The organism is Serratia sp. NPDC087055 (assembly GCF_044900985.1).
GTDB lineage: Bacteria > Pseudomonadota > Gammaproteobacteria > Enterobacterales > Enterobacteriaceae > Serratia.
In genome coordinates, this window is record NZ_JBJDOG010000008.1 from 34,151 (window position 1) to 50,805 (window position 16,655).

Below are 16,655 nucleotides of genomic sequence, written 5' to 3' on the forward strand. Positions count from 1 at the left end.
GACATTACTCTGCAGGCTCGTCGGCAATGGACTTCAACGTTGCCAGCGGGGACGGTGAGGTATGGCGTAGAAAAACAAAAACGATGCCCCCGGATATGGCTGCCAGCAGGGCCAGAATATACAGCAAGCTATGAAACGCAGCTTCGTAGCTCTGCTTTAACGCTACAGCATCTATCTTCAGCAGTGCCGCGGCCTGGGGCAGATCGCCCATCGCTAACCGGTGAGCCCCGGCGACAGTGTCGGCCAGTGGCATGACTGGCAGATGCCGTTCAACCAAGGTCGCCAGCAAGGCACCCACGACGGCCAGTGCGATGCCTTCGCCCGCGACCCGAATGGTGCTGAAAATACCGGTGGCCATGCCTGCGCGTTCCTTCGGTACCACGCTGACCGCCAGGCCATCCATCAGGCCCCAGGGCAGGCTGATGCCGCAGCCAATGATCAGTAGCGGCAGGATCAGCCTATAAAATGGCTGCCCTGATGCATATTGAGCTAACCCTACCAGCCCGAAGGCGCAGATCAGTAAGCCCACACTGGCAATGATACCGGCGGAAAAGCGGTGCGCTAGTAAGCCAGCCAGCATCGGTAACACTAATAGCGGCGCAGAGAGTGCGAGCATAATGATGCCAGTATCAAGGGGGCTGTAACCCTCGACGCCAATAAAACGTAACGGGAGTAAAACCAGCAGCACAACATAAGAATAGGCAGGGGCGGCGGCCAGAAACTGCACGCCGACAAAGCGCGGATAGCGGAATAAAGACAGATCGAGCATCGGTCTGCGCACACGGCGTTCGATCAGAACAAAGGCCAGCATTGAAAGTAGCGCGCTACAGAACAGCGCGATGATCCCATGGCTATTCCAGCCGCTTTCGGGAGCCTGAATGATGGCGTAAGTCAACAGCGTCAAAGCCAGGGTGAAGGCCACCGCGCCGAGCCAATCAAGTTTGGCTGCTGCCGGATCGCGCGATTCATGCATATAGCGTGTGCCGGTCGCCAGGGCGATGGCGCTGAGTAACGACACGCTGGTAAAAATCGAGTGCCAGCCAAAGTGCTGTACCAAAAAACCGGCCATCACCGGGCCAAATGCCAGCCCGACGCCAAACGTAGTGCCCAGCAGGCTGAAGGCTTTGGTACGTTCAGCGCCATCAAACACCTGCGCCAGGCCTGCAGTTCCTCCGGCAAATGCTGCCGCTGCGGCAAAGCCTTGCAAGGCGCGGATCAGATCAAAGGCAATAATGTCCCGAACCGCCAGCATGATCAGTGAACTCAGCGTCAGTACCGCCAGGCCACTGACGAATATGCGTTTACGACCAAAGCGATCGGCGAGCGCACCGGCGATCATCAGACTGCAGCCGAAAGTTAGCATAAAGGCGTTAGTGACCCAGTTGAGGGCCACTGCACTGCCGCCCAGGCTGGTGGCGATAGCAGGTAGAGAAACTGCCGGCCCGGTAAAGTTAATCGGCATGATTAACCCTGCCAGGCAAACGGAGAACAGGATGATCCAGCGCTGGGGGTGAGCAGGCAGCGTTGGGTGGGGCTCTGGAAGGCTCAGAGGTTTAGTCATGGTTAGCTCCAGCTAAAGCATTGTTGGCTGGGTTGGATGATAGGGTGGATTTAATTGGCTAAAAATAGGGCTTTATTCCACTCTTTAAGGACAATAACTCTCTAATTGGAGCCTCTATGGATAGCCTCAGCGGTTTATTGGCTTTTGTTCGCGCTGCCGAGCTACGCAGCTTTGTTGCCGCTGGTGAACGGTTAGGCATATCGGCTTCTGCGGTAGGGAAAAGCGTAGCCAGGCTGGAGGAGTCATTGGGCGTCAGGTTGTTTAACCGCAGCACCCGTCGCATCAATTTGACCGACGAAGGCGCCCTTTTTTTTGAACGTTGCCAGCGCATTGTTAGTGAAATTGAAAATGCCGAGGCTGAAATGGCCAGGATCTCTGATGCGCCACGTGGCAAGCTGCGGGTGAGTATGCCGGCGGTTGGCTATCGGATGCTGGTGCCGCTGCTTTCTGAGTTTACCGCGCTTTATCCCGAGGTGGAGTTGGATGTGGACTTTAATGACCGGATAGTAGATCTGATCGCTGAAGGCATTGATGTGGCGGTGCGCGGTGGCGAGCTGGCGGACTCTCGGCTGATGGCTCGCAGATTGGGGCCGTTCCGGCTGATACTGACGGGGGCACCGGAGTACTTCCAGCGCCGTGGCATGCCCCAGAGGCCTGAAGACTTGCTTAACCATGCCTGCTTACGTTACCGCTACCCGGGTGGCCAGCAACTGCAGGCGTGGAACCTGTCAGAGGGTGAGCCTGTTTCCCTTCGAATACCGGTGACGCTGAGTTTTAACAGCATTGAAGCGCTGATTCATGCCGCCCAAGAAGGGTTGGGCATCGCTTATCTGCCGGATTTTACGCTATGTCAGCCGGTTGATGCACGGCGGCTGGTTCCCGTGTTGGAGCAACACACGCAGGAACAGGGGTTTTTCTCCGCGCTATGGCCGTCAAACCGACATATGCTGCCCAAGGTTCGAGTCTTCGTCGACTACCTGGCACAGCATATGTTGCCGCTGCGCTGAACCCGGTTAATGGTCCGGGTGCTGATAATTAAATACCGGCAGACCCAGACGAAAACGCAGGGCGATCAACCGGGCGCTGAGACCAGCAACCAGGGTGATGATTACCACCATATTATGCGGCAGACTCAAGTGTTGCAGGCCGATGTATAGCCAGGCTGCGGCAAAGGAAATACCGGCGTAGATTTCTTTCTGGAATACCAACGGAATACGGTTGCAGAGCATATCGCGCAGTACACCGCCGAATACGCCGGTGATCACGGCGGCAATGGCCGCGATGATGGCACCGTGGCCCATATCCAGAGCAACTTGCGCACCGATGATTGAAAACACAATCAGGCCAACGGCATCCAGCACCAGAAACAGCCGACGCAGGTGCCGCATTAACGGTGCAAACCAGGTGGTCACAATCGCAGCAATCGCAACGATAACGATATATTCAGGATGTTTTACCCATCCCAGCGGGAAATGCCCGAGCAGCATATCGCGCACTGAACCGCCGCCGATTGCCGTGGCCGAAGCGATAATGATTACGCCAAACATATCCATTTGACGACGGCCAGCAGCCAATGCGCCGGTCATGGCTTCGGCAGTGATGCCGATGATATAAAGAATGCTCAATAACATAAGGTATTCACAGGATGGGCGGGAATGAGTGTCATGGTGAAAGGGTAATCGCCTGCGGGGTCTGTCGCTACTGAGTTTTTCTAACTGATGACATTTCGGATTACTTTAATTAATCCTTTCGCGTTTTACTTTACTGGTTTATCGCCTTTAATCAGCTTTATTTATTCATAGAAGCATTAGGTATTTCGCGTTAGTTTCTGTTGCTAACTATGCTTCTTGCATGTGATCACGCAGCGGTGTGCTGATGGTGCATCTCCAGGTTAATGATACTCAATAATGAGGAACATGAAGATAAAATGAAAAGAACCCCCCTGCTAATGACGGCCGTAGCGACGCTCTTCTTCTTGAACGGTTGTGTTGCTCCGGTTCAGCACAGTGCGCCGCAAAAAGTGGCGAGCTGCCGTGTGGGCGATCCCATGACGCAGACGACGCTTTATTTCGGCCTGAATCGCCCGACCGGGCCGGCGATTGGTGCTGCAGAGTGGCAGAGTTTTGTTGATCGGCAGGTGACGCCACGCTTTAAAGACGGGCTGTCGGTATTTGACGCTAAAGGGCAATGGTTGGGTCATGACGGCAAGTTGGCACGCGAAAACAGCAAAGCGCTGATGCTGATTCATGCGTCGGGAAATGAAAGTGAAACCAATATAGAGGCGCTGCGAAGCAGCTATAAGCAACAGTTTGCGCAGGATTCCGTGATGCGCGTGGACGCGCCAGTGTGTGTAGCGTTCTGATTGACCCCCGGCCCGCAGGCCGGGAGGTTTGTTTACAGCACCAGCCCGGCGATGGCCGCTGAAAGCAGGCTAACCAGCGTTGAACCGTAAACCAGCTTCAGACCAAAACGAGACACCACGTTGCCCTGTCGCTCGTTAAGCCCTTTGATCGCCCCGGCGACAATGCCGATTGAAGCAAAGTTGGCGAAGGACACCAGGAATACCGACAAGATACCCAGGCCCCGCGGTGACATTTCCGCCGCAATTTTCTTCAGCTCGATCATTGCCACAAATTCATTGGCTACCAGTTTCGTCGCCATAATGCTGCCAGCACGCAGCGCATCAGGTGCTGGAATGCCGATCAGCCAAGCTAATGGGTAGAATATGTAGCCCAGAATTTGCTGGAAGCTGATGCCGAACAAGGCGGAGAATAAAGCATTTACCGCAGAAATAAGCGCAATAAAGCCAATCAGCATGGCAGCGATAATCATCGCGATCTTGAAGCCCGCTAAAATGTATTCACCCAGCATTTCGAAGAAGCTCTGATCCTCATGCAGCTTGTTCAGTTTTAGCTCAGGTTCATCGTCCAACTGATAAGGGTTGATGATCGACAGAATAATAAAGGTACTGAACATGTTGAGGATCAGGGCCGCGACCACATATTGCGCATCGATCATCGACATATAGGCACCCACGATAGACATGGATACCGTCGACATGGCGGTTGCTGCCATGGTGTACATGCGGCGTGGCGAAATATCACCGATGATGCCTTTGTAGGCGATAAAGTTTTCCGACTGCCCAAGCACCAGCGTGCTGACGGCGTTGAACGACTCCAGCTTGCCCATGCCGTTAACCTTGGACAGCAAGGTGCCGACCAGGCGGATGATCAGCGGCAAAATGCGGAAATGCTGCAAAATACCGATGAGCGCGGAAATAAAGATAATCGGGCACAAAACACCAAGGAAGATAAATGCCAATCCGTCTTTGCTCATACCGCCAAACACAAAATCAGAGCCTTGCGCGGCATATGTCAGCAGTGTTTCAAAGAAGCCAGCGACGTGCTTGATGACGCCGAGACCGCTTTCGGAATGCAGAAAGAAATAGGCGAGTGCGCCTTCAATGACCAGAAGCTGAATAATATAACGCAGGCGTATTTTTTTACGGTCGTTGCTGACCAGCAGCGCCAGGGCGATGATCACCACCAGGGCAAAAATAAATTGCAGAATTTGTGGCATAAAGAGTCCGTACGGCTAAACGGGCAGGAAAAAACACATTTAGCCACAGCTTGGCCCGCCTTTCATTACCTTGGGTGATAATTGGAATAAAATACTTTCAGCCAGCGAGATACGTTGCCAATGACCCTCTATGGCCTCTTAGTCACAGTTTTTCATAAACAATGCCAATCCCCACGTAGCATCCGGCGTGCATTTCTTTATGGTTCGCGATGTTGGCCGGCTTAACGTCGGGGAATAAACATTGGGAATGCCGCGCTACCCAGAACATAGTCGTAAAAAAGCCCGCGAATGCGGGCTTATACGAATGAAGGAACGTATCACTCGATGTTTTGGATCTGCTCGCGCATCTGCTCGATCAGCACTTTCAGCTCGATAGCGGAAGTGGTGACTTCGGCATTGATCGACTTGGACGCCAAGGTATTAGATTCGCGGTTGAATTCCTGCATCATAAAGTCGAGGCGGCGGCCCACGGCTTCTTTTTTCTTCAGGATGTTGTGCGTTTCTTTTACGTGGGCTTCCAGGCGGTCCAGTTCTTCGGCGACGTCAATACGTTGCGCCATCAGCACCAGCTCTTGCTCCAGGCGGGTGTTTTCCAACTGCACCTGAGCCTCTTCCAGTTTGCTGACCAGACGCTCACGCTGCCATTGCAGGATGTTGGGCATTTGAGCGCGTACCTTGACCACTTCGGCGCTGACGCCGTCCAAACGCTGTTCGATCAGCAATTTTAGTGCAGTACCTTCGCTTTCACGCGCAATGATGAAGTCATCCAGTGCGCCATCCAGTGCCTGCATCAGCTGTGCGCTGATAGCGTCCAGATCCTGCTCTTGGGCGGACATCACACCAGGCCAGCGCAGTACGTCGATAGGGTCAATTTCACCTTCGTCGCTCTGCATTTTGACCCAGTTAGCAGCCTCAACCAGCTGCTTTGCCAGTTTTTCGTTCAGGATCATTGAGCTTTGTGCGCTCGGATCCAGTTCGAAACGCAGGTTGCACTCCACTTTACCGCGGGTCAGGCGACCACGGATACGTTCGCGGATCACCGGCTCCAGGCTGCGGAATTGTTCCGGCAGACGGATGTAGGTTTCTAGATAGCGTTGGTTCACGGAACGCAGCTCCCAAGCTGCGCTGCCCCATTCACCCTTGATTTCACGCCGGGCGTAGGCGGTCATGCTGCGGATCATTGATGCGTACCCGTAATAGGAAAAGATGAACCGATTATAGCGTTGGACCTGCGGGCAGGATAGGCATTACGTCACGAAGCCCGTATAATGCGCAGCCAAACGTTGATTAGAAGCCGGAGAGAGCCCATGCGTCCTGCAGGCAGAGCACCACAACAAGTTCGCCCACTGACACTGACCCGTCACTATACCAAACACGCTGAAGGCTCAGTGCTGGTTGAGTTTGGCGATACCAAAGTTTTGTGCACCGCCACAGTAGAAGAGGGCGTTCCGCGCTTCCTGAAGGGTCAGGGGCAAGGGTGGATCACCGCTGAGTACGGCATGCTGCCGCGCTCTACCCACAGCCGTAACGCCCGCGAAGCGGCCAAAGGCAAGCAGGGCGGCCGCACGCTGGAAATTCAGCGTTTGATCGCCCGTTCGCTACGTGCGGCGGTTGATCTGAAAAAACTCGGTGAATTCACCATCACGCTCGACTGCGACGTATTGCAGGCTGACGGCGGTACCCGCACCGCGTCTATTTCCGGTGCCTGCGTTGCGCTGGCTGATGCGCTAAATGCGCTGGTGGCCAATGGCAAGCTGAAAGCCAACCCAATGAAAGGGTTGGTTGCGGCGGTTTCCGTCGGTATCGTTAACGGCGAAGCGCTGTGTGATTTGGAGTACGTCGAGGACTCCGCAGCAGAAACGGATATGAATGTAGTGATGATGGAAGATGGTCGCATGATCGAGGTGCAAGGCACCGCCGAGGGTGAGCCGTTTAGCCACGACGAGCTATTGGCGCTATTGGCGCTGGCCCGAGGGGGCATCGAAACCATCTTCCAGGCGCAGAAAGCGGCGCTGGCAGATTAATTTTTAAGGCGACTCAAGAGTCGCCTTTTTTACGCCCGGCGTTCGGGTGGCAGTATTCACAGATCTAACCGACCAGATGAGGAGAAGCAGTAATGAAAGCCTATCAGCGCCAGTTTATCGAGTTCGCGCTTAACAAGCAGGTATTGAAATTCGGCGAGTTCACCCTGAAATCCGGCCGTACCAGCCCGTATTTCTTTAATGCCGGTTTGTTTAATACTGGGCGTGATCTTGCGCTGTTAGGGCGCTTCTACGCCGAAGCATTGATTGATTCTGGCATCGAATTCGATTTGCTGTTTGGCCCGGCTTACAAAGGGATTCCTATCGCCACGACCACGGCTGTTGCACTGGCGGAACATCATGACCGTGATGTCCCTTACTGCTTTAACCGCAAAGAAGCCAAAACTCACGGTGAAGGCGGGACGCTGGTGGGCAGTCCGCTGCAGGGCCGTGTCATGCTGGTAGACGATGTGATCACTGCCGGAACGGCGATCCGTGAATCGATGGAAATCATTGGTGCAGGCGGTGCGACGTTGGCCGGGGTACTGATCTCGCTTGACCGTCAGGAACGGGGTCGTGCGGATATCTCTGCTATTCAGGAAGTTGAGCGCGATTATCACTGTAAGGTGATTTCCATCGTGACGCTGAAGGATTTGATTGTTTATCTGGAAGAAAAACCGGAAATGGCCGATCACCTGGCGGCGGTGCGTGCTTATCGCGAGCAGTACGGCGTTTAACGCACGCTTTATTCAGCCGGGCGCGCAAAACGCGCCCGGCGTAAGGTTTATTGCAGCTGTGCCGCCAGCAGTGGCCAACGCCCTTCGAACTCTTGTGTTGGGCGGTAGCGGAATTCGGAACGAACGTAGCGTGATAGCATACCTTCGCAGAAGGCCAGCAGTTGGCTGGCCAACAGCGTCTCATCTACGATAAAACCTTTACCTTCACGTAGCTTGCGTTCTTTCAGCACCTGGCGCAGCTGTGCCTCAATGCGTTCAAACAGCTGATTGATTCTCCCCTGCAGCCGATCCTGTTCAAACATAAGTGCGTGACCGGTCATAATACGCGTCAGGCCAGGGTTGCGTTCGGCGAATCCCAGTACCAACAGCAAAATCAGACGCAGGCGGTTAAAGGTCTCTTTTTCGTCCTGCAGGATCAGGTTGATGCGCGTTATCAGGCTGTCTTCAATAAATTCGATCAGACTGTCGAACATCCGTGTCTTGCTTGGAAAGTGCCGGTAGAGTGCAGCTTCGGAGACGCCAACGTTAGCGGCAAGTTTAGCGGTGGTAATACGCTGGTTGCCGTCGCTGGACTCCAGCATCTGGGCTAATGCCTGCAGTATTTCCTCGCGCCGGTTCCTTTTGGTATTTTCTTTTTCTGCCATGTCTGATTAGACCCTTGCTAAAACTGCTTAGACTTTCGGAAACCCGGGCACCGGCCGTTACAGAGCGTTCTCTGTAGGGCTTATGTGATAGCTTTTTTACGATGCTGGGGTCAGCGGCCTTAACGACCTGTACTCTCCATGCGCCCTGGTGTGCGCTGTAATCGTTGTCGGCCAAACCTTGCCGTAGAGATGTCCTTCTCTCTGAGGTGGCAAGGTTTCAGGCGACGTTTCCTTGTCGGTACTTAGGTATTGAGCAGCGCTTACTGGCGACCGGAATGGCCAAAGCCGCCTTCGCCACGTTCACTGCTGTCGAACTCTTCAACCAGATTGAATTCGGCTTGTACAACAGGCACAAATACCATCTGTGCGATGCGTTCACCGGGTTCAATCGTGAAGGATTTCTGGCCACGGTTCCAGACGGAAACCATCAGTTGGCCCTGGTAATCAGAGTCGATCAGGCCGACCAGATTGCCCAGTACCACACCGTGCTTATGACCTAAACCGGAACGCGGCAGGATCACCGCAGCCAGACTCGTGTCGGCGATGTGGATAGCCAAACCGGTAGGTAACAACGTGGTTTCACCCGGTGCCAGTTCTTCGGCGTTGTCCAGGCAGGCACGCAGATCGAGACCTGCCGAGCCTGGGGTTGCGTAGGTCGGTAAAGGGAAATCCTTTCCAATACGCGGGTCGAGGATTTTAACGTCGATTTTTTTCATCATAACGGCTGACTATCTCGTCTATTAAACGTTGGCCAAGGAGTGCTTTGTCGCTCAGCGCCAGGCGCTTTTCTCCATCCTGCCAAAAAAGGTGCAAGGCATTGGTGTCGCTGTTAAACCCATGCTCTGCAAGCGATACATCATTGGCGCAAATTAAATCCAATTTCTTACGCGCCAGTTTTTGTCGCGCGTATTCTTCCACATTCTGGGTTTCGGCGGCAAACCCCACGACAAAGGGGCGTTTTTTCGTCATCGCTGCGACGCCTGCAACGATATCGGGGTTTTTTACCATTTTGAGGATGATTTCATCACCCTGTTTTTTTATTTTTTCATCGGAAATTTGTTCGGCACGGTAATCGGCCACGGCCGCACAGGAAATAAAAATATCCTGCTGAGCGGCGCGTTGCTGCACTGCCTGCTCCATTTCCAACGCGCTGATGACATCTACCCGGGTGACATGTGGTGGTGTCGGTTGGTTAACCGGCCCGGCAATCAACGTGACCTGCGCACCGCGTGCTGCGGCGGCCCGGGCGATGGCAAAGCCCATTTTACCTGAACTGTGATTGCTGATAAAACGCACCGGGTCCAGCGCTTCACGGGTTGGACCGGCGGTGAGCATAATCTTCAAATGTTGCAGATCTTGCGGTGCGGAGAAATGATTGTTTGCCAGTTCAACGATATCCAGCGGATCAATCATGCGGCCTGGGCCGACGTCGCCACAGGCTTGACTACCGCTATCTGGCCCCCACAGCAGCATACCGCGAGCCTGCAGGGTTTGCAGATTGGCCTGGGTAGCGGCGGCGCGGTACATCTGTTGGTTCATGGCAGGTGCTGCGGCGATCGGTGCAGCGGTGGCCAGGCAAACCGTTGTCAGCAGGTCGTTGGCCATGCCAGCGGCGACGCGTGCCAGCAGATCGGCGGTGGCCGGTGCCAGTATGACCAGGTCCGCCCATTTGCCGAGCTCGATATGGCCCATCGCGGCTTCGGCTGCGGGATCCAGCAGATCATCTGAGACCGGATAACCGGACACGGCCTGTAGCGTCAACGGCGTAATAAAGGCCTTCGCCGCATGGGTCATTATCACACGCACTTCCGCGCCTCTGTCACGCAGGCGACGTACCAGTTCCGGGCATTTGTAAGCGGCGATACCGCCACTGATACCCAGTACAATATGTTTGCCGGAGAGTCCCGTCATCATGATTGTCCGATTGAATCCGAAAGATGTGCCATTTTAGCATAACCGCCAGGCGGGTGAGCGATTCCACTGTATCTGCATCCCGTTACATCATAGGTTGCGCAGCACTTCGCAATGTTATCAAGCACCTGTCGTCGGCTTCTTTGTCACATGGCATGCTGTGGCATTTTCGGGAGGCGATGATGAGCAGTCAGGTAATCACCTTGTGGCCAGATACGCTGGCACCACGGGAAAAATTGTTGCACTACGGCGCGTCGGCGCTGTCCGATGCAGAGCTGTTAGCCATTTTTTTACGCACGGGGTTTCCTGGCGTGCATGTTATGCAGTTGGCGGAAGAGCTACTGGTGCAGTTTGGCTCGCTTTATCATCTGATGTCAGCGGATCATTCGGTTTTTTGCAGCTACAAGGGGTTGGGTAATGCCAGCTATACCCAACTTCAGGCCATTTCAGAGTTGGCGTTCCGCTTCTTTTCCAGCCATCTGGCAAAGGAAAATGCCATGCTTAACCCCAAAATGACCCAGCATTATTTGCAAAGCCTGCTGGCCCATCATGAGCGAGAAGTGTTTTTGGTATTGTTTTTAGACAATCAGCACCGTGTTATTCGCCATCAGGAGATGTTTGCTGGTACCATCAGCAGCGTTGTCGTATACCCGAGAGAAATTGTGCGCGAAGCGTTGAAGGCTAATGCGGCCGCCATTATTCTGGCGCATAATCATCCTTCGGGTAAGGCTGAACCCAGTCATGCCGACCGTTTAATAACAGAGCAAGTGGTAAGTGCCTGCCTGTTATTGGAGATCCGAGTGCTCGATCATTTGGTGATAGGTCGGGGTGAATGCGTCTCTTTTGCCGAGCGCGGATGGCTTTAAGCGATTTTTTCGCGATCCTTGTGGGATCTTTAGCTGTTCGGGACTTGAGCACTTACGCTTCAGAGCGTATACTACGCCACCTTTGAGAATCTTGGGTTTGGCGTAAGAGCCTATCTCAGCAGGTTTCTAACCTGATGTGTGGTTTCTGACCTGATGACGAGAGTCTCCTCAGTATGAAGTTTGCTGAGATGGGCTCTAAAAGCCTGACGAGGCGGCCATACCCTATACGAAGCTCGAGCTGATTTGATTTTTGGAGAATAGACATGTCCCGAGTCTGCCAAGTTACTGGCAAGCGCCCGGTGAGCGGTAACAACCGTTCCCACGCAATGAACGCGACCAAACGCCGTTTTCTGCCGAACCTGCACTCACACCGTTTTTGGGTTGAGGCTGAGAAGCGCTTTGTAACGCTGCGTGTATCTGCTAAAGGTATGCGTGTTATCGATAAGAAGGGTATTGAGACGGTCTTGGCCGATCTGCGTGCCCGTGGTGAGAAGTATTAAGGAACTGCATCATGGCTAAAGGTGTTCGCGAGAAGATCAAGCTGGTTTCTTCTGCTGGTACTGGTCACTTCTATACCACCACGAAGAACAAGCGTACTAAGCCGGAAAAATTGGAACTGAAGAAATTCGATCCAGTTGTCCGCCAGCACGTGATCTACAAAGAAGCTAAAATTAAATAATTTTAGTGGATTAATAAAAACCCGGCCTTGGCCGGGTTTTTTGCGTTATAAGGGATACCCATTGCCTGTCACTCACATAAATGAGCTACAGGGGATGTGAAGCTACATAAGCTGTGCTGCTTGGAATCATAGGGTAGAGAAAAGCAAAGGGGAGCGTGGAATGCCTGAATTACCAGAAGTTGAGACCAGCCGTCGCGGTATTGAACCTTATCTTGTCGGTCATAGCATTCAATATGCCGTGGTGCGCAATGCACGTCTGCGCTGGCCCGTTTCCGAGCAAATTCTGGCGCTGAGCGACCAGCCGGTACTCAGTGTCCAGCGACGCGCCAAGTATCTTCTCATTGAACTGGCGAGCGGCTGGATTATCGTTCATCTGGGGATGTCTGGCAGCCTGCGCATGTTGGCCGAAGAGACAGAAGCCGGTAAACACGACCACGTTGACCTGGTTATCAGCAATGGTATGACGCTGCGTTATACCGATCCGCGCCGCTTTGGTGCCTGGCTATGGTGTGACGATCTGGCGGCAAGCAACGTGTTGGCCCATCTCGGACCGGAACCCTTGAGTGATGCGTTTAACGGCGCCTACCTGTTCGAGAAATCTCGCAACAAGCGTACGCTGATCAAACCCTGGCTAATGGATAACAAGCTGGTGGTGGGGGTTGGCAACATCTACGCCAGCGAATCGTTGTTTACCGCAAGGATCCTCCCAGACCGCCCGGCAGGCTCGTTAAGCAAAGTGGAGGCTGACGTGCTGGTGGAAACCATTAAGGCTGTCTTGCTGCGTTCTATTGAGCAGGGAGGCACGACGTTACGTGATTTCCTGCAGTCGGACGGCAAGCCTGGCTATTTCGCGCAGGAATTGCAGGTATATGGTCGGGCCGGTGAACCTTGCCGCGTATGCGGTACGCCAATTGAATCGGCCAAGCACGGGCAACGCAGTACTTTCTTCTGTCGGCGTTGCCAGCGTTGATTATTGTTTGGCGAGTTTCTCGAATAATGCCTGAGTGACCACGTCCGGCAAGAAAGGGGCGATATCGCCGCCGTGACGTGCCACTTCTTTTACCAGAGAAGAAGAGATAAACGACCACTCTTCGGAAGGCATCAGGAATACGCTTTCCAGCGTGGGCATCAAATGGCGGTTCATATTCGCCAACTGCAACTCATATTCAAAGTCAGAGACTGCACGCAGGCCGCGAACCAGAATATTGGCATTCTGATGAGCGGCAAAATGTGCCATCAGTTCACTGAACCCCAATACTTCCACATTATCCAGGTGTGACGTCACTTGAGTGGCTAAGTCTACGCGCTCTTCCAGCGTGAACAGTGGCTTTTTGCTCGGACTGGCCGCGATAGCCAGGATGACGTGATCGAATATTTTTGACGCACGCGTCACCAAATCCAGGTGGCCGTTGGTCATGGGATCGAAAGTACCGGGGTAGATGGCTTTACGGGTCATGATTCACTTCTCTGAATAGTTGCGGCCCAATGCCCAGAGTGCGGCATATTTATTGAAAGTATATTGCGCGTTAACCACCGCTAACAGCAACCCCTGTTTACCGTCCAGGAAGCCAGCCCGCAGCAGCCAGGTTTTGCAGAACGCACCCAGGGTGTGGGTGATTATCGAAACATAGCTGCAGCGCTTACCGGCCAGATGGCGCTGATTGGCCCATTCTTCGGCATAACGCAGTTGTTTACGCTGAAAGGCAAAGAAATCACGGCAGGTCAGATGGAGCAGATCGCCGCTCAGCGGCACGACTTTCGCCCCGTTGATATGAAGTGATTCGTGTACCAGATCGTCGTTATAGCGGTAGCGTCGGTTGGCATACAGACGGTTGACACGATCTGGGTACCAGCCGCTGTGGCGCATAAAACGCCCGAGGAACAGGTTACGGCGCGCGCAGCTGTAGACGTGGTTATCGTCCGGTGCGGCGAGTGTCTGTTCAATGGATTGGCGAAGTTCGGGCGTAACACGCTCATCGGCGTCGATCATCAAAATATAGTCGTTGCAGGCGTAACTCTGTGCCAACTGACGCTGTTTGCCGAAACCTTGCCAGTCGGTATGAGTGAATACTTTGGCACCCAGATCTTCGGCAATGGCGACACTGTTATCTTCGCTACCTGAGTCGAGCAGAATGATTTCATCTGCCCATGCTACGGAGCGAAGACAATCCGGCAGCAGCCCGGCTTCGTTCTTGGCGATAATCACCACCGACAGGCTTTTGCGGTTGCTCATTTAATGGCTCCGTGGCGGCAGGTGCGGTTCCAACAGTTGCAGCAGGCGCTGCAGCGCTCCCTGATTTTGATACAGCACTTCTACCGCGTGACGGCCGTAATAGCGACGATAGTCTTCGTCGGTAAGTAGCGTAGTCACTTCCTTGACCAACGATTCTTCGTCGGCCACGGTGATCAATCCCCCGGCTTGCGACAGCTTGGCGCAGATATCCTTAAAATTGAAAGTATGGGGGCCCATCAGCACGGGGATGGCGTGTGCGGCGGCTTCCAGTGGGTTATGCCCACCGCGCTCCACCAGGCTGCCACCCACAAAGGCCAGATCGGCAATGCCATACAGCAACATCAGTTCACCCATGGTATCGCCGATTACTACCTGGGTGCCGCCGGAAGGGATTTCGCCGCTGCTGCGCAGGGTGTAACTGAAACCGGCTTTTTGCACCAGCTCTTTGGCGGTAGAGAAGCGTTCTGGATGACGTGGTACCAGGATCAGCAGCAAGTCAGGGTGTTTTTCCAGCAGTTTTCGGTGCGCAGCCAGCAGAATACTTTCTTCACCCTCATGGGTACTGGTGGCGATCCACACTGGGCGGCGCGGTGCCCATTGACGACGCAACGTGACGGCTCGCGCTGCCAGCTCTGGAGTCACGGAAATATCGAACTTCAGGCTACCGGTCACGGTGAGTTGTGAGCGCTTAAGGCCAAGTTCAACAAAGCGCTCACCGTCTTCCTGATTTTGTGCGGCGATCAGCGTAATGCGGCGCAGCATATCACGGACAAAACCGCCGATTTTTTTATAACCGGCGGCAGAACGGGCGGAAAGGCGGGCATTGGCGATCACCAAAGGGATCTGACGCTGGTGTAGTGCGTTGATCAGATTCGGCCACAGCTCGGTTTCCATAATGATGACCAGTTTTGGATTCACTTGATCCAGGAAGCGGCGCATCGAACCGGGCAGGTCATAAGGCAGATAAACATGGTGAACGTCTTTACCGAAGGCGGATTGCACACGCTCTGAACCTGTCGGCGTCATCGTGGTCACAGTAATCGGTAAATAAGGGTAGCGGTGGCGGAGCGCGCGGACCAATGGAATAGCGGCCAGCGTTTCACCTACGGAGACGGAATGTAGCATGATGCCGCCCGGAACGACTTTCCCGGCGCAGAAGCCATAGCGTTCTGCCCAGCGTTTACGGTAGGCTGGAGCTTTGCGGCTGCGCAACAGTAAGCGAAGCCAGATCAGGGGTTGGATGAGGTAGAGTAGTACCTGATATAAACGCAGCAACATTCTATCAATTTCATTTATATGGGTTATTCAGAATAGTACCATAACTGGAAGGGAAAGGCGCTAATTTGGTAACCTTGGGTGTCAGTTTCAGACAACAGGCGAGAGATTTCGCTGATAGGCTTGGAATGAAGAATATTTTAATTATTCGCCGTGACAACATTGGCGATCTTGTTTGTACTACCCCGCTAATCGAAGGGGTGAAAATTGCCTATCCGGATGCCAAACTTTATCTGTTAATCAATAAAGTCAGCCAGGATGTTGTAAAAAATAACCCCCATCTTGAAAACGTGTTTGTCTATAAAAAGGCAAAGCACAAGGCGAAGAATGAAACCACATTAGGGGTTTATTTTGAGCGACTGATGATTTTTTTGAAACTGCGAAAAATAAAATTCGATGCGGCGATCTTGGCTAACCCCGTTCCCTGTAAGTACAGCCTGCGATTGGCAAAAATGGCGGGTGTCAGTAATATTATTGGCGCAGATTTGGGGACGTCTGATATTCATCATCCTTTCCGCAAAGAAAATTTTAGTGGCAAGCACCAGGTAGAACATACTTACAGTTACCTCTCGGCCATTACTGAACAACATATTCCGATTCCCCCGGTACGGGTGTTTTTGACCCAGGAAGAGCGCCAACAGGCCGCGAAGCGTTTGCAAGAATACCTGCCACCGGTCGATCGATTGTGCGCTGTTCACATCAGCAGTCGTAGCCCTAAACGACGTTGGCCTATAGAGCGCTATGCCGAAATTATCAACCGCTTACTTGCTGAGAAGAACACGGGCGTCTTGATTTTCTGGTCCCCGCAGGGGACATTGACGCCGGACGATATCGGCGATCAAAAACGCGCAGAGCAACTGTTGGCGCTGTGTAAAAATGAGCGTGTAGCACTGTATCCAACGGCGTCAGTACGTGAATTACTGGCCGGTTTCGATTTATGCGACAGAGTGCTGTGCAGTGACGGTGGACAAATGCACCTGGCTGCGGCACTGAATAAAGATATGGTTGTATTCTTTGGCGATACGGATAAAGAATCTTGGCACCCCTGGTCTGGGCGTTATCATATTCTGCAAACTGAATCGGGCGACTGTATTGATGTGCCCGTTGATGATGTCTGGGATAAAATACAGGCATTAAATTAATTATAAA

At 53.3% G+C, this 16,655-nt stretch carries 19 protein-coding genes; 9 read left to right on the forward strand and 10 right to left on the reverse strand.

Going from position 1 to position 16,655, the window contains the following annotated elements; translation table 11 throughout:
• Window positions 1-4: 4 nt before the first annotated feature.
• Window positions 5-1,561 (reverse strand): MFS transporter, encoded by a 1,557-nt coding sequence (locus tag ACI2J2_RS23090; RefSeq protein ID WP_404760922.1) that lies wholly within the window; start codon window positions 1,559-1,561, stop codon window positions 5-7.
• A 116-nt stretch (window positions 1,562-1,677) separates the two neighbouring features.
• Here ACI2J2_RS23090 and ACI2J2_RS23095 point away from each other — a divergent pair, with 116 nt between their 5' ends.
• Window positions 1,678-2,568, forward strand: a complete 891-nt coding sequence (locus ACI2J2_RS23095) for a LysR family transcriptional regulator (RefSeq protein WP_404760923.1) — start codon at window positions 1,678-1,680, stop codon at window positions 2,566-2,568.
• 6 nt (window positions 2,569-2,574) lie between these two features.
• Here ACI2J2_RS23095 and ACI2J2_RS23100 read toward each other — a convergent pair whose 3' ends face one another.
• Window positions 2,575-3,192, reverse strand: a complete 618-nt coding sequence (locus ACI2J2_RS23100; protein ID WP_209640147.1) for a trimeric intracellular cation channel family protein — start codon at window positions 3,190-3,192, stop codon at window positions 2,575-2,577.
• Window positions 3,193-3,488: 296 nt separating this feature from the next.
• Here ACI2J2_RS23100 and ACI2J2_RS23105 point away from each other — a divergent pair, with 296 nt between their 5' ends.
• Window positions 3,489-3,923: a DUF3574 domain-containing protein gene (locus ACI2J2_RS23105; protein ID WP_209640144.1), complete on the forward strand. Its 435-nt coding sequence runs from the start codon at window positions 3,489-3,491 to the stop codon at window positions 3,921-3,923.
• Window positions 3,924-3,955: 32 nt separating this feature from the next.
• On the opposite strand, the gene ACI2J2_RS23110 is transcribed toward ACI2J2_RS23105, so the two are convergent.
• Together ACI2J2_RS23110 and ACI2J2_RS23115 are read right to left on the reverse strand one after the other, a co-directional pair.
• Complete coding sequence (locus ACI2J2_RS23110; protein WP_404760924.1) at window positions 3,956-5,140, reverse strand: NupC/NupG family nucleoside CNT transporter; 1,185 nt, start codon at window positions 5,138-5,140, stop codon at window positions 3,956-3,958.
• Between the two features lie 317 nt (window positions 5,141-5,457).
• A complete protein-coding gene (locus tag ACI2J2_RS23115) occupies window positions 5,458-6,321 on the reverse strand; it encodes a YicC/YloC family endoribonuclease (protein ID WP_209640138.1) in 864 nt (287 codons plus the stop codon).
• Window positions 6,322-6,447: 126 nt separating this feature from the next.
• Here ACI2J2_RS23115 and rph point away from each other — a divergent pair, with 126 nt between their 5' ends.
• Both rph and pyrE read left to right on the forward strand, forming a co-directional pair.
• Window positions 6,448-7,164 (forward strand): ribonuclease PH, encoded by a 717-nt coding sequence (rph, locus tag ACI2J2_RS23120; RefSeq protein ID WP_209640135.1) that lies wholly within the window; start codon window positions 6,448-6,450, stop codon window positions 7,162-7,164.
• A 92-nt stretch (window positions 7,165-7,256) separates the two neighbouring features.
• Window positions 7,257-7,898 (forward strand): orotate phosphoribosyltransferase, encoded by a 642-nt coding sequence (gene pyrE / locus ACI2J2_RS23125; protein WP_037421748.1) that lies wholly within the window; start codon window positions 7,257-7,259, stop codon window positions 7,896-7,898.
• A 47-nt stretch (window positions 7,899-7,945) separates the two neighbouring features.
• Here pyrE and slmA read toward each other — a convergent pair whose 3' ends face one another.
• The 3 genes from slmA to coaBC all read right to left on the reverse strand — a co-directional run bounded on the left by slmA (window position 7,946) and on the right by coaBC (window position 10,456).
• The gene (slmA, locus tag ACI2J2_RS23130) at window positions 7,946-8,542 is read right to left on the reverse strand and encodes a nucleoid occlusion factor SlmA (RefSeq protein WP_037421744.1); all 597 of its coding nucleotides are present in this window, start codon (window positions 8,540-8,542) and stop codon (window positions 7,946-7,948) included.
• Window positions 8,543-8,802: 260 nt separating this feature from the next.
• Entirely contained in the window at window positions 8,803-9,261 is a 459-nt protein-coding gene (gene dut, locus ACI2J2_RS23135; RefSeq protein ID WP_209640132.1) for a dUTP diphosphatase, read from the reverse strand.
• Complete coding sequence (gene coaBC / locus ACI2J2_RS23140; RefSeq protein ID WP_209640129.1) at window positions 9,239-10,456, reverse strand: bifunctional phosphopantothenoylcysteine decarboxylase/phosphopantothenate--cysteine ligase CoaBC; 1,218 nt, start codon at window positions 10,454-10,456, stop codon at window positions 9,239-9,241. The genes dut and coaBC overlap by 23 nt, the downstream gene beginning before the upstream one ends.
• A gap of 179 nt (window positions 10,457-10,635) precedes the next feature.
• Between coaBC and radC the strand changes: the two genes are divergently transcribed.
• The 4 genes from radC to mutM all read left to right on the forward strand — a co-directional run bounded on the left by radC (window position 10,636) and on the right by mutM (window position 12,968).
• Window positions 10,636-11,319: a DNA repair protein RadC gene (gene radC, locus ACI2J2_RS23145; RefSeq protein ID WP_209640126.1), complete on the forward strand. Its 684-nt coding sequence runs from the start codon at window positions 10,636-10,638 to the stop codon at window positions 11,317-11,319.
• A gap of 263 nt (window positions 11,320-11,582) precedes the next feature.
• Complete coding sequence (rpmB, locus tag ACI2J2_RS23150; protein WP_004931195.1) at window positions 11,583-11,819, forward strand: 50S ribosomal protein L28; 237 nt, start codon at window positions 11,583-11,585, stop codon at window positions 11,817-11,819.
• A gap of 11 nt (window positions 11,820-11,830) precedes the next feature.
• Window positions 11,831-11,998 (forward strand): 50S ribosomal protein L33, encoded by a 168-nt coding sequence (gene rpmG / locus ACI2J2_RS23155; protein WP_004392084.1) that lies wholly within the window; start codon window positions 11,831-11,833, stop codon window positions 11,996-11,998.
• Between the two features lie 160 nt (window positions 11,999-12,158).
• Window positions 12,159-12,968, forward strand: a complete 810-nt coding sequence (mutM, locus tag ACI2J2_RS23160; RefSeq protein ID WP_209640123.1) for a bifunctional DNA-formamidopyrimidine glycosylase/DNA-(apurinic or apyrimidinic site) lyase — start codon at window positions 12,159-12,161, stop codon at window positions 12,966-12,968.
• On the opposite strand, the gene coaD is transcribed toward mutM, so the two are convergent.
• From coaD to waaA, 3 genes are read right to left on the reverse strand one after another with little or no spacing between them, the layout of a single operon-like run.
• Window positions 12,969-13,454, reverse strand: a complete 486-nt coding sequence (gene coaD / locus ACI2J2_RS23165) for a pantetheine-phosphate adenylyltransferase (RefSeq protein ID WP_037421730.1) — start codon at window positions 13,452-13,454, stop codon at window positions 12,969-12,971.
• A gap of 3 nt (window positions 13,455-13,457) precedes the next feature.
• A complete protein-coding gene (locus tag ACI2J2_RS23170) occupies window positions 13,458-14,231 on the reverse strand; it encodes a glycosyltransferase family 2 protein (protein ID WP_404760925.1) in 774 nt (257 codons plus the stop codon).
• Window positions 14,232-15,509, reverse strand: a complete 1,278-nt coding sequence (gene waaA, locus ACI2J2_RS23175; RefSeq protein ID WP_209640118.1) for a lipid IV(A) 3-deoxy-D-manno-octulosonic acid transferase — start codon at window positions 15,507-15,509, stop codon at window positions 14,232-14,234.
• 125 nt (window positions 15,510-15,634) lie between these two features.
• Here waaA and ACI2J2_RS23180 point away from each other — a divergent pair, with 125 nt between their 5' ends.
• Entirely contained in the window at window positions 15,635-16,648 is a 1,014-nt protein-coding gene (locus ACI2J2_RS23180) for a glycosyltransferase family 9 protein (RefSeq protein WP_265556789.1), read from the forward strand.
• The last annotated feature ends 7 nt before the right edge of the window (window positions 16,649-16,655 follow it).

Bases quoted from the DNA above. Each gene is read 5' to 3' on its own strand.
- ACI2J2_RS23180 (WP_265556789.1), top strand. From the start codon at position 15,635: ATGAAGAATATTTTAATTATTCGCCGTGACAACATTGGCGATCTTGTT.
- ACI2J2_RS23090 (WP_404760922.1), bottom strand. From the start codon at position 1,561: ATGACTAAACCTCTGAGCCTTCCAGAGCCCCACCCAACGCTGCCTGCT.
- ACI2J2_RS23100 (WP_209640147.1), bottom strand. From the start codon at position 3,192: ATGTTATTGAGCATTCTTTATATCATCGGCATCACTGCCGAAGCCATG.
- dut (WP_209640132.1), bottom strand. From the start codon at position 9,261: ATGATGAAAAAAATCGACGTTAAAATCCTCGACCCGCGTATTGGAAAG.
- ACI2J2_RS23095 (WP_404760923.1), top strand. From the start codon at position 1,678: ATGGATAGCCTCAGCGGTTTATTGGCTTTTGTTCGCGCTGCCGAGCTA.
- rpmB (WP_004931195.1), top strand. From the start codon at position 11,583: ATGTCCCGAGTCTGCCAAGTTACTGGCAAGCGCCCGGTGAGCGGTAAC.
- ACI2J2_RS23115 (WP_209640138.1), bottom strand. From the start codon at position 6,321: ATGATCCGCAGCATGACCGCCTACGCCCGGCGTGAAATCAAGGGTGAA.
- ACI2J2_RS23110 (WP_404760924.1), bottom strand. From the start codon at position 5,140: ATGCCACAAATTCTGCAATTTATTTTTGCCCTGGTGGTGATCATCGCC.
- pyrE (WP_037421748.1), top strand. From the start codon at position 7,257: ATGAAAGCCTATCAGCGCCAGTTTATCGAGTTCGCGCTTAACAAGCAG.
- coaBC (WP_209640129.1), bottom strand. From the start codon at position 10,456: ATGATGACGGGACTCTCCGGCAAACATATTGTACTGGGTATCAGTGGC.
- rpmG (WP_004392084.1), top strand. From the start codon at position 11,831: ATGGCTAAAGGTGTTCGCGAGAAGATCAAGCTGGTTTCTTCTGCTGGT.
- coaD (WP_037421730.1), bottom strand. From the start codon at position 13,454: ATGACCCGTAAAGCCATCTACCCCGGTACTTTCGATCCCATGACCAAC.
- ACI2J2_RS23170 (WP_404760925.1), bottom strand. From the start codon at position 14,231: ATGAGCAACCGCAAAAGCCTGTCGGTGGTGATTATCGCCAAGAACGAA.
- slmA (WP_037421744.1), bottom strand. From the start codon at position 8,542: ATGGCAGAAAAAGAAAATACCAAAAGGAACCGGCGCGAGGAAATACTG.
- waaA (WP_209640118.1), bottom strand. From the start codon at position 15,509: ATGTTGCTGCGTTTATATCAGGTACTACTCTACCTCATCCAACCCCTG.
- ACI2J2_RS23105 (WP_209640144.1), top strand. From the start codon at position 3,489: ATGAAAAGAACCCCCCTGCTAATGACGGCCGTAGCGACGCTCTTCTTC.
- mutM (WP_209640123.1), top strand. From the start codon at position 12,159: ATGCCTGAATTACCAGAAGTTGAGACCAGCCGTCGCGGTATTGAACCT.
- radC (WP_209640126.1), top strand. From the start codon at position 10,636: ATGAGCAGTCAGGTAATCACCTTGTGGCCAGATACGCTGGCACCACGG.
- rph (WP_209640135.1), top strand. From the start codon at position 6,448: ATGCGTCCTGCAGGCAGAGCACCACAACAAGTTCGCCCACTGACACTG.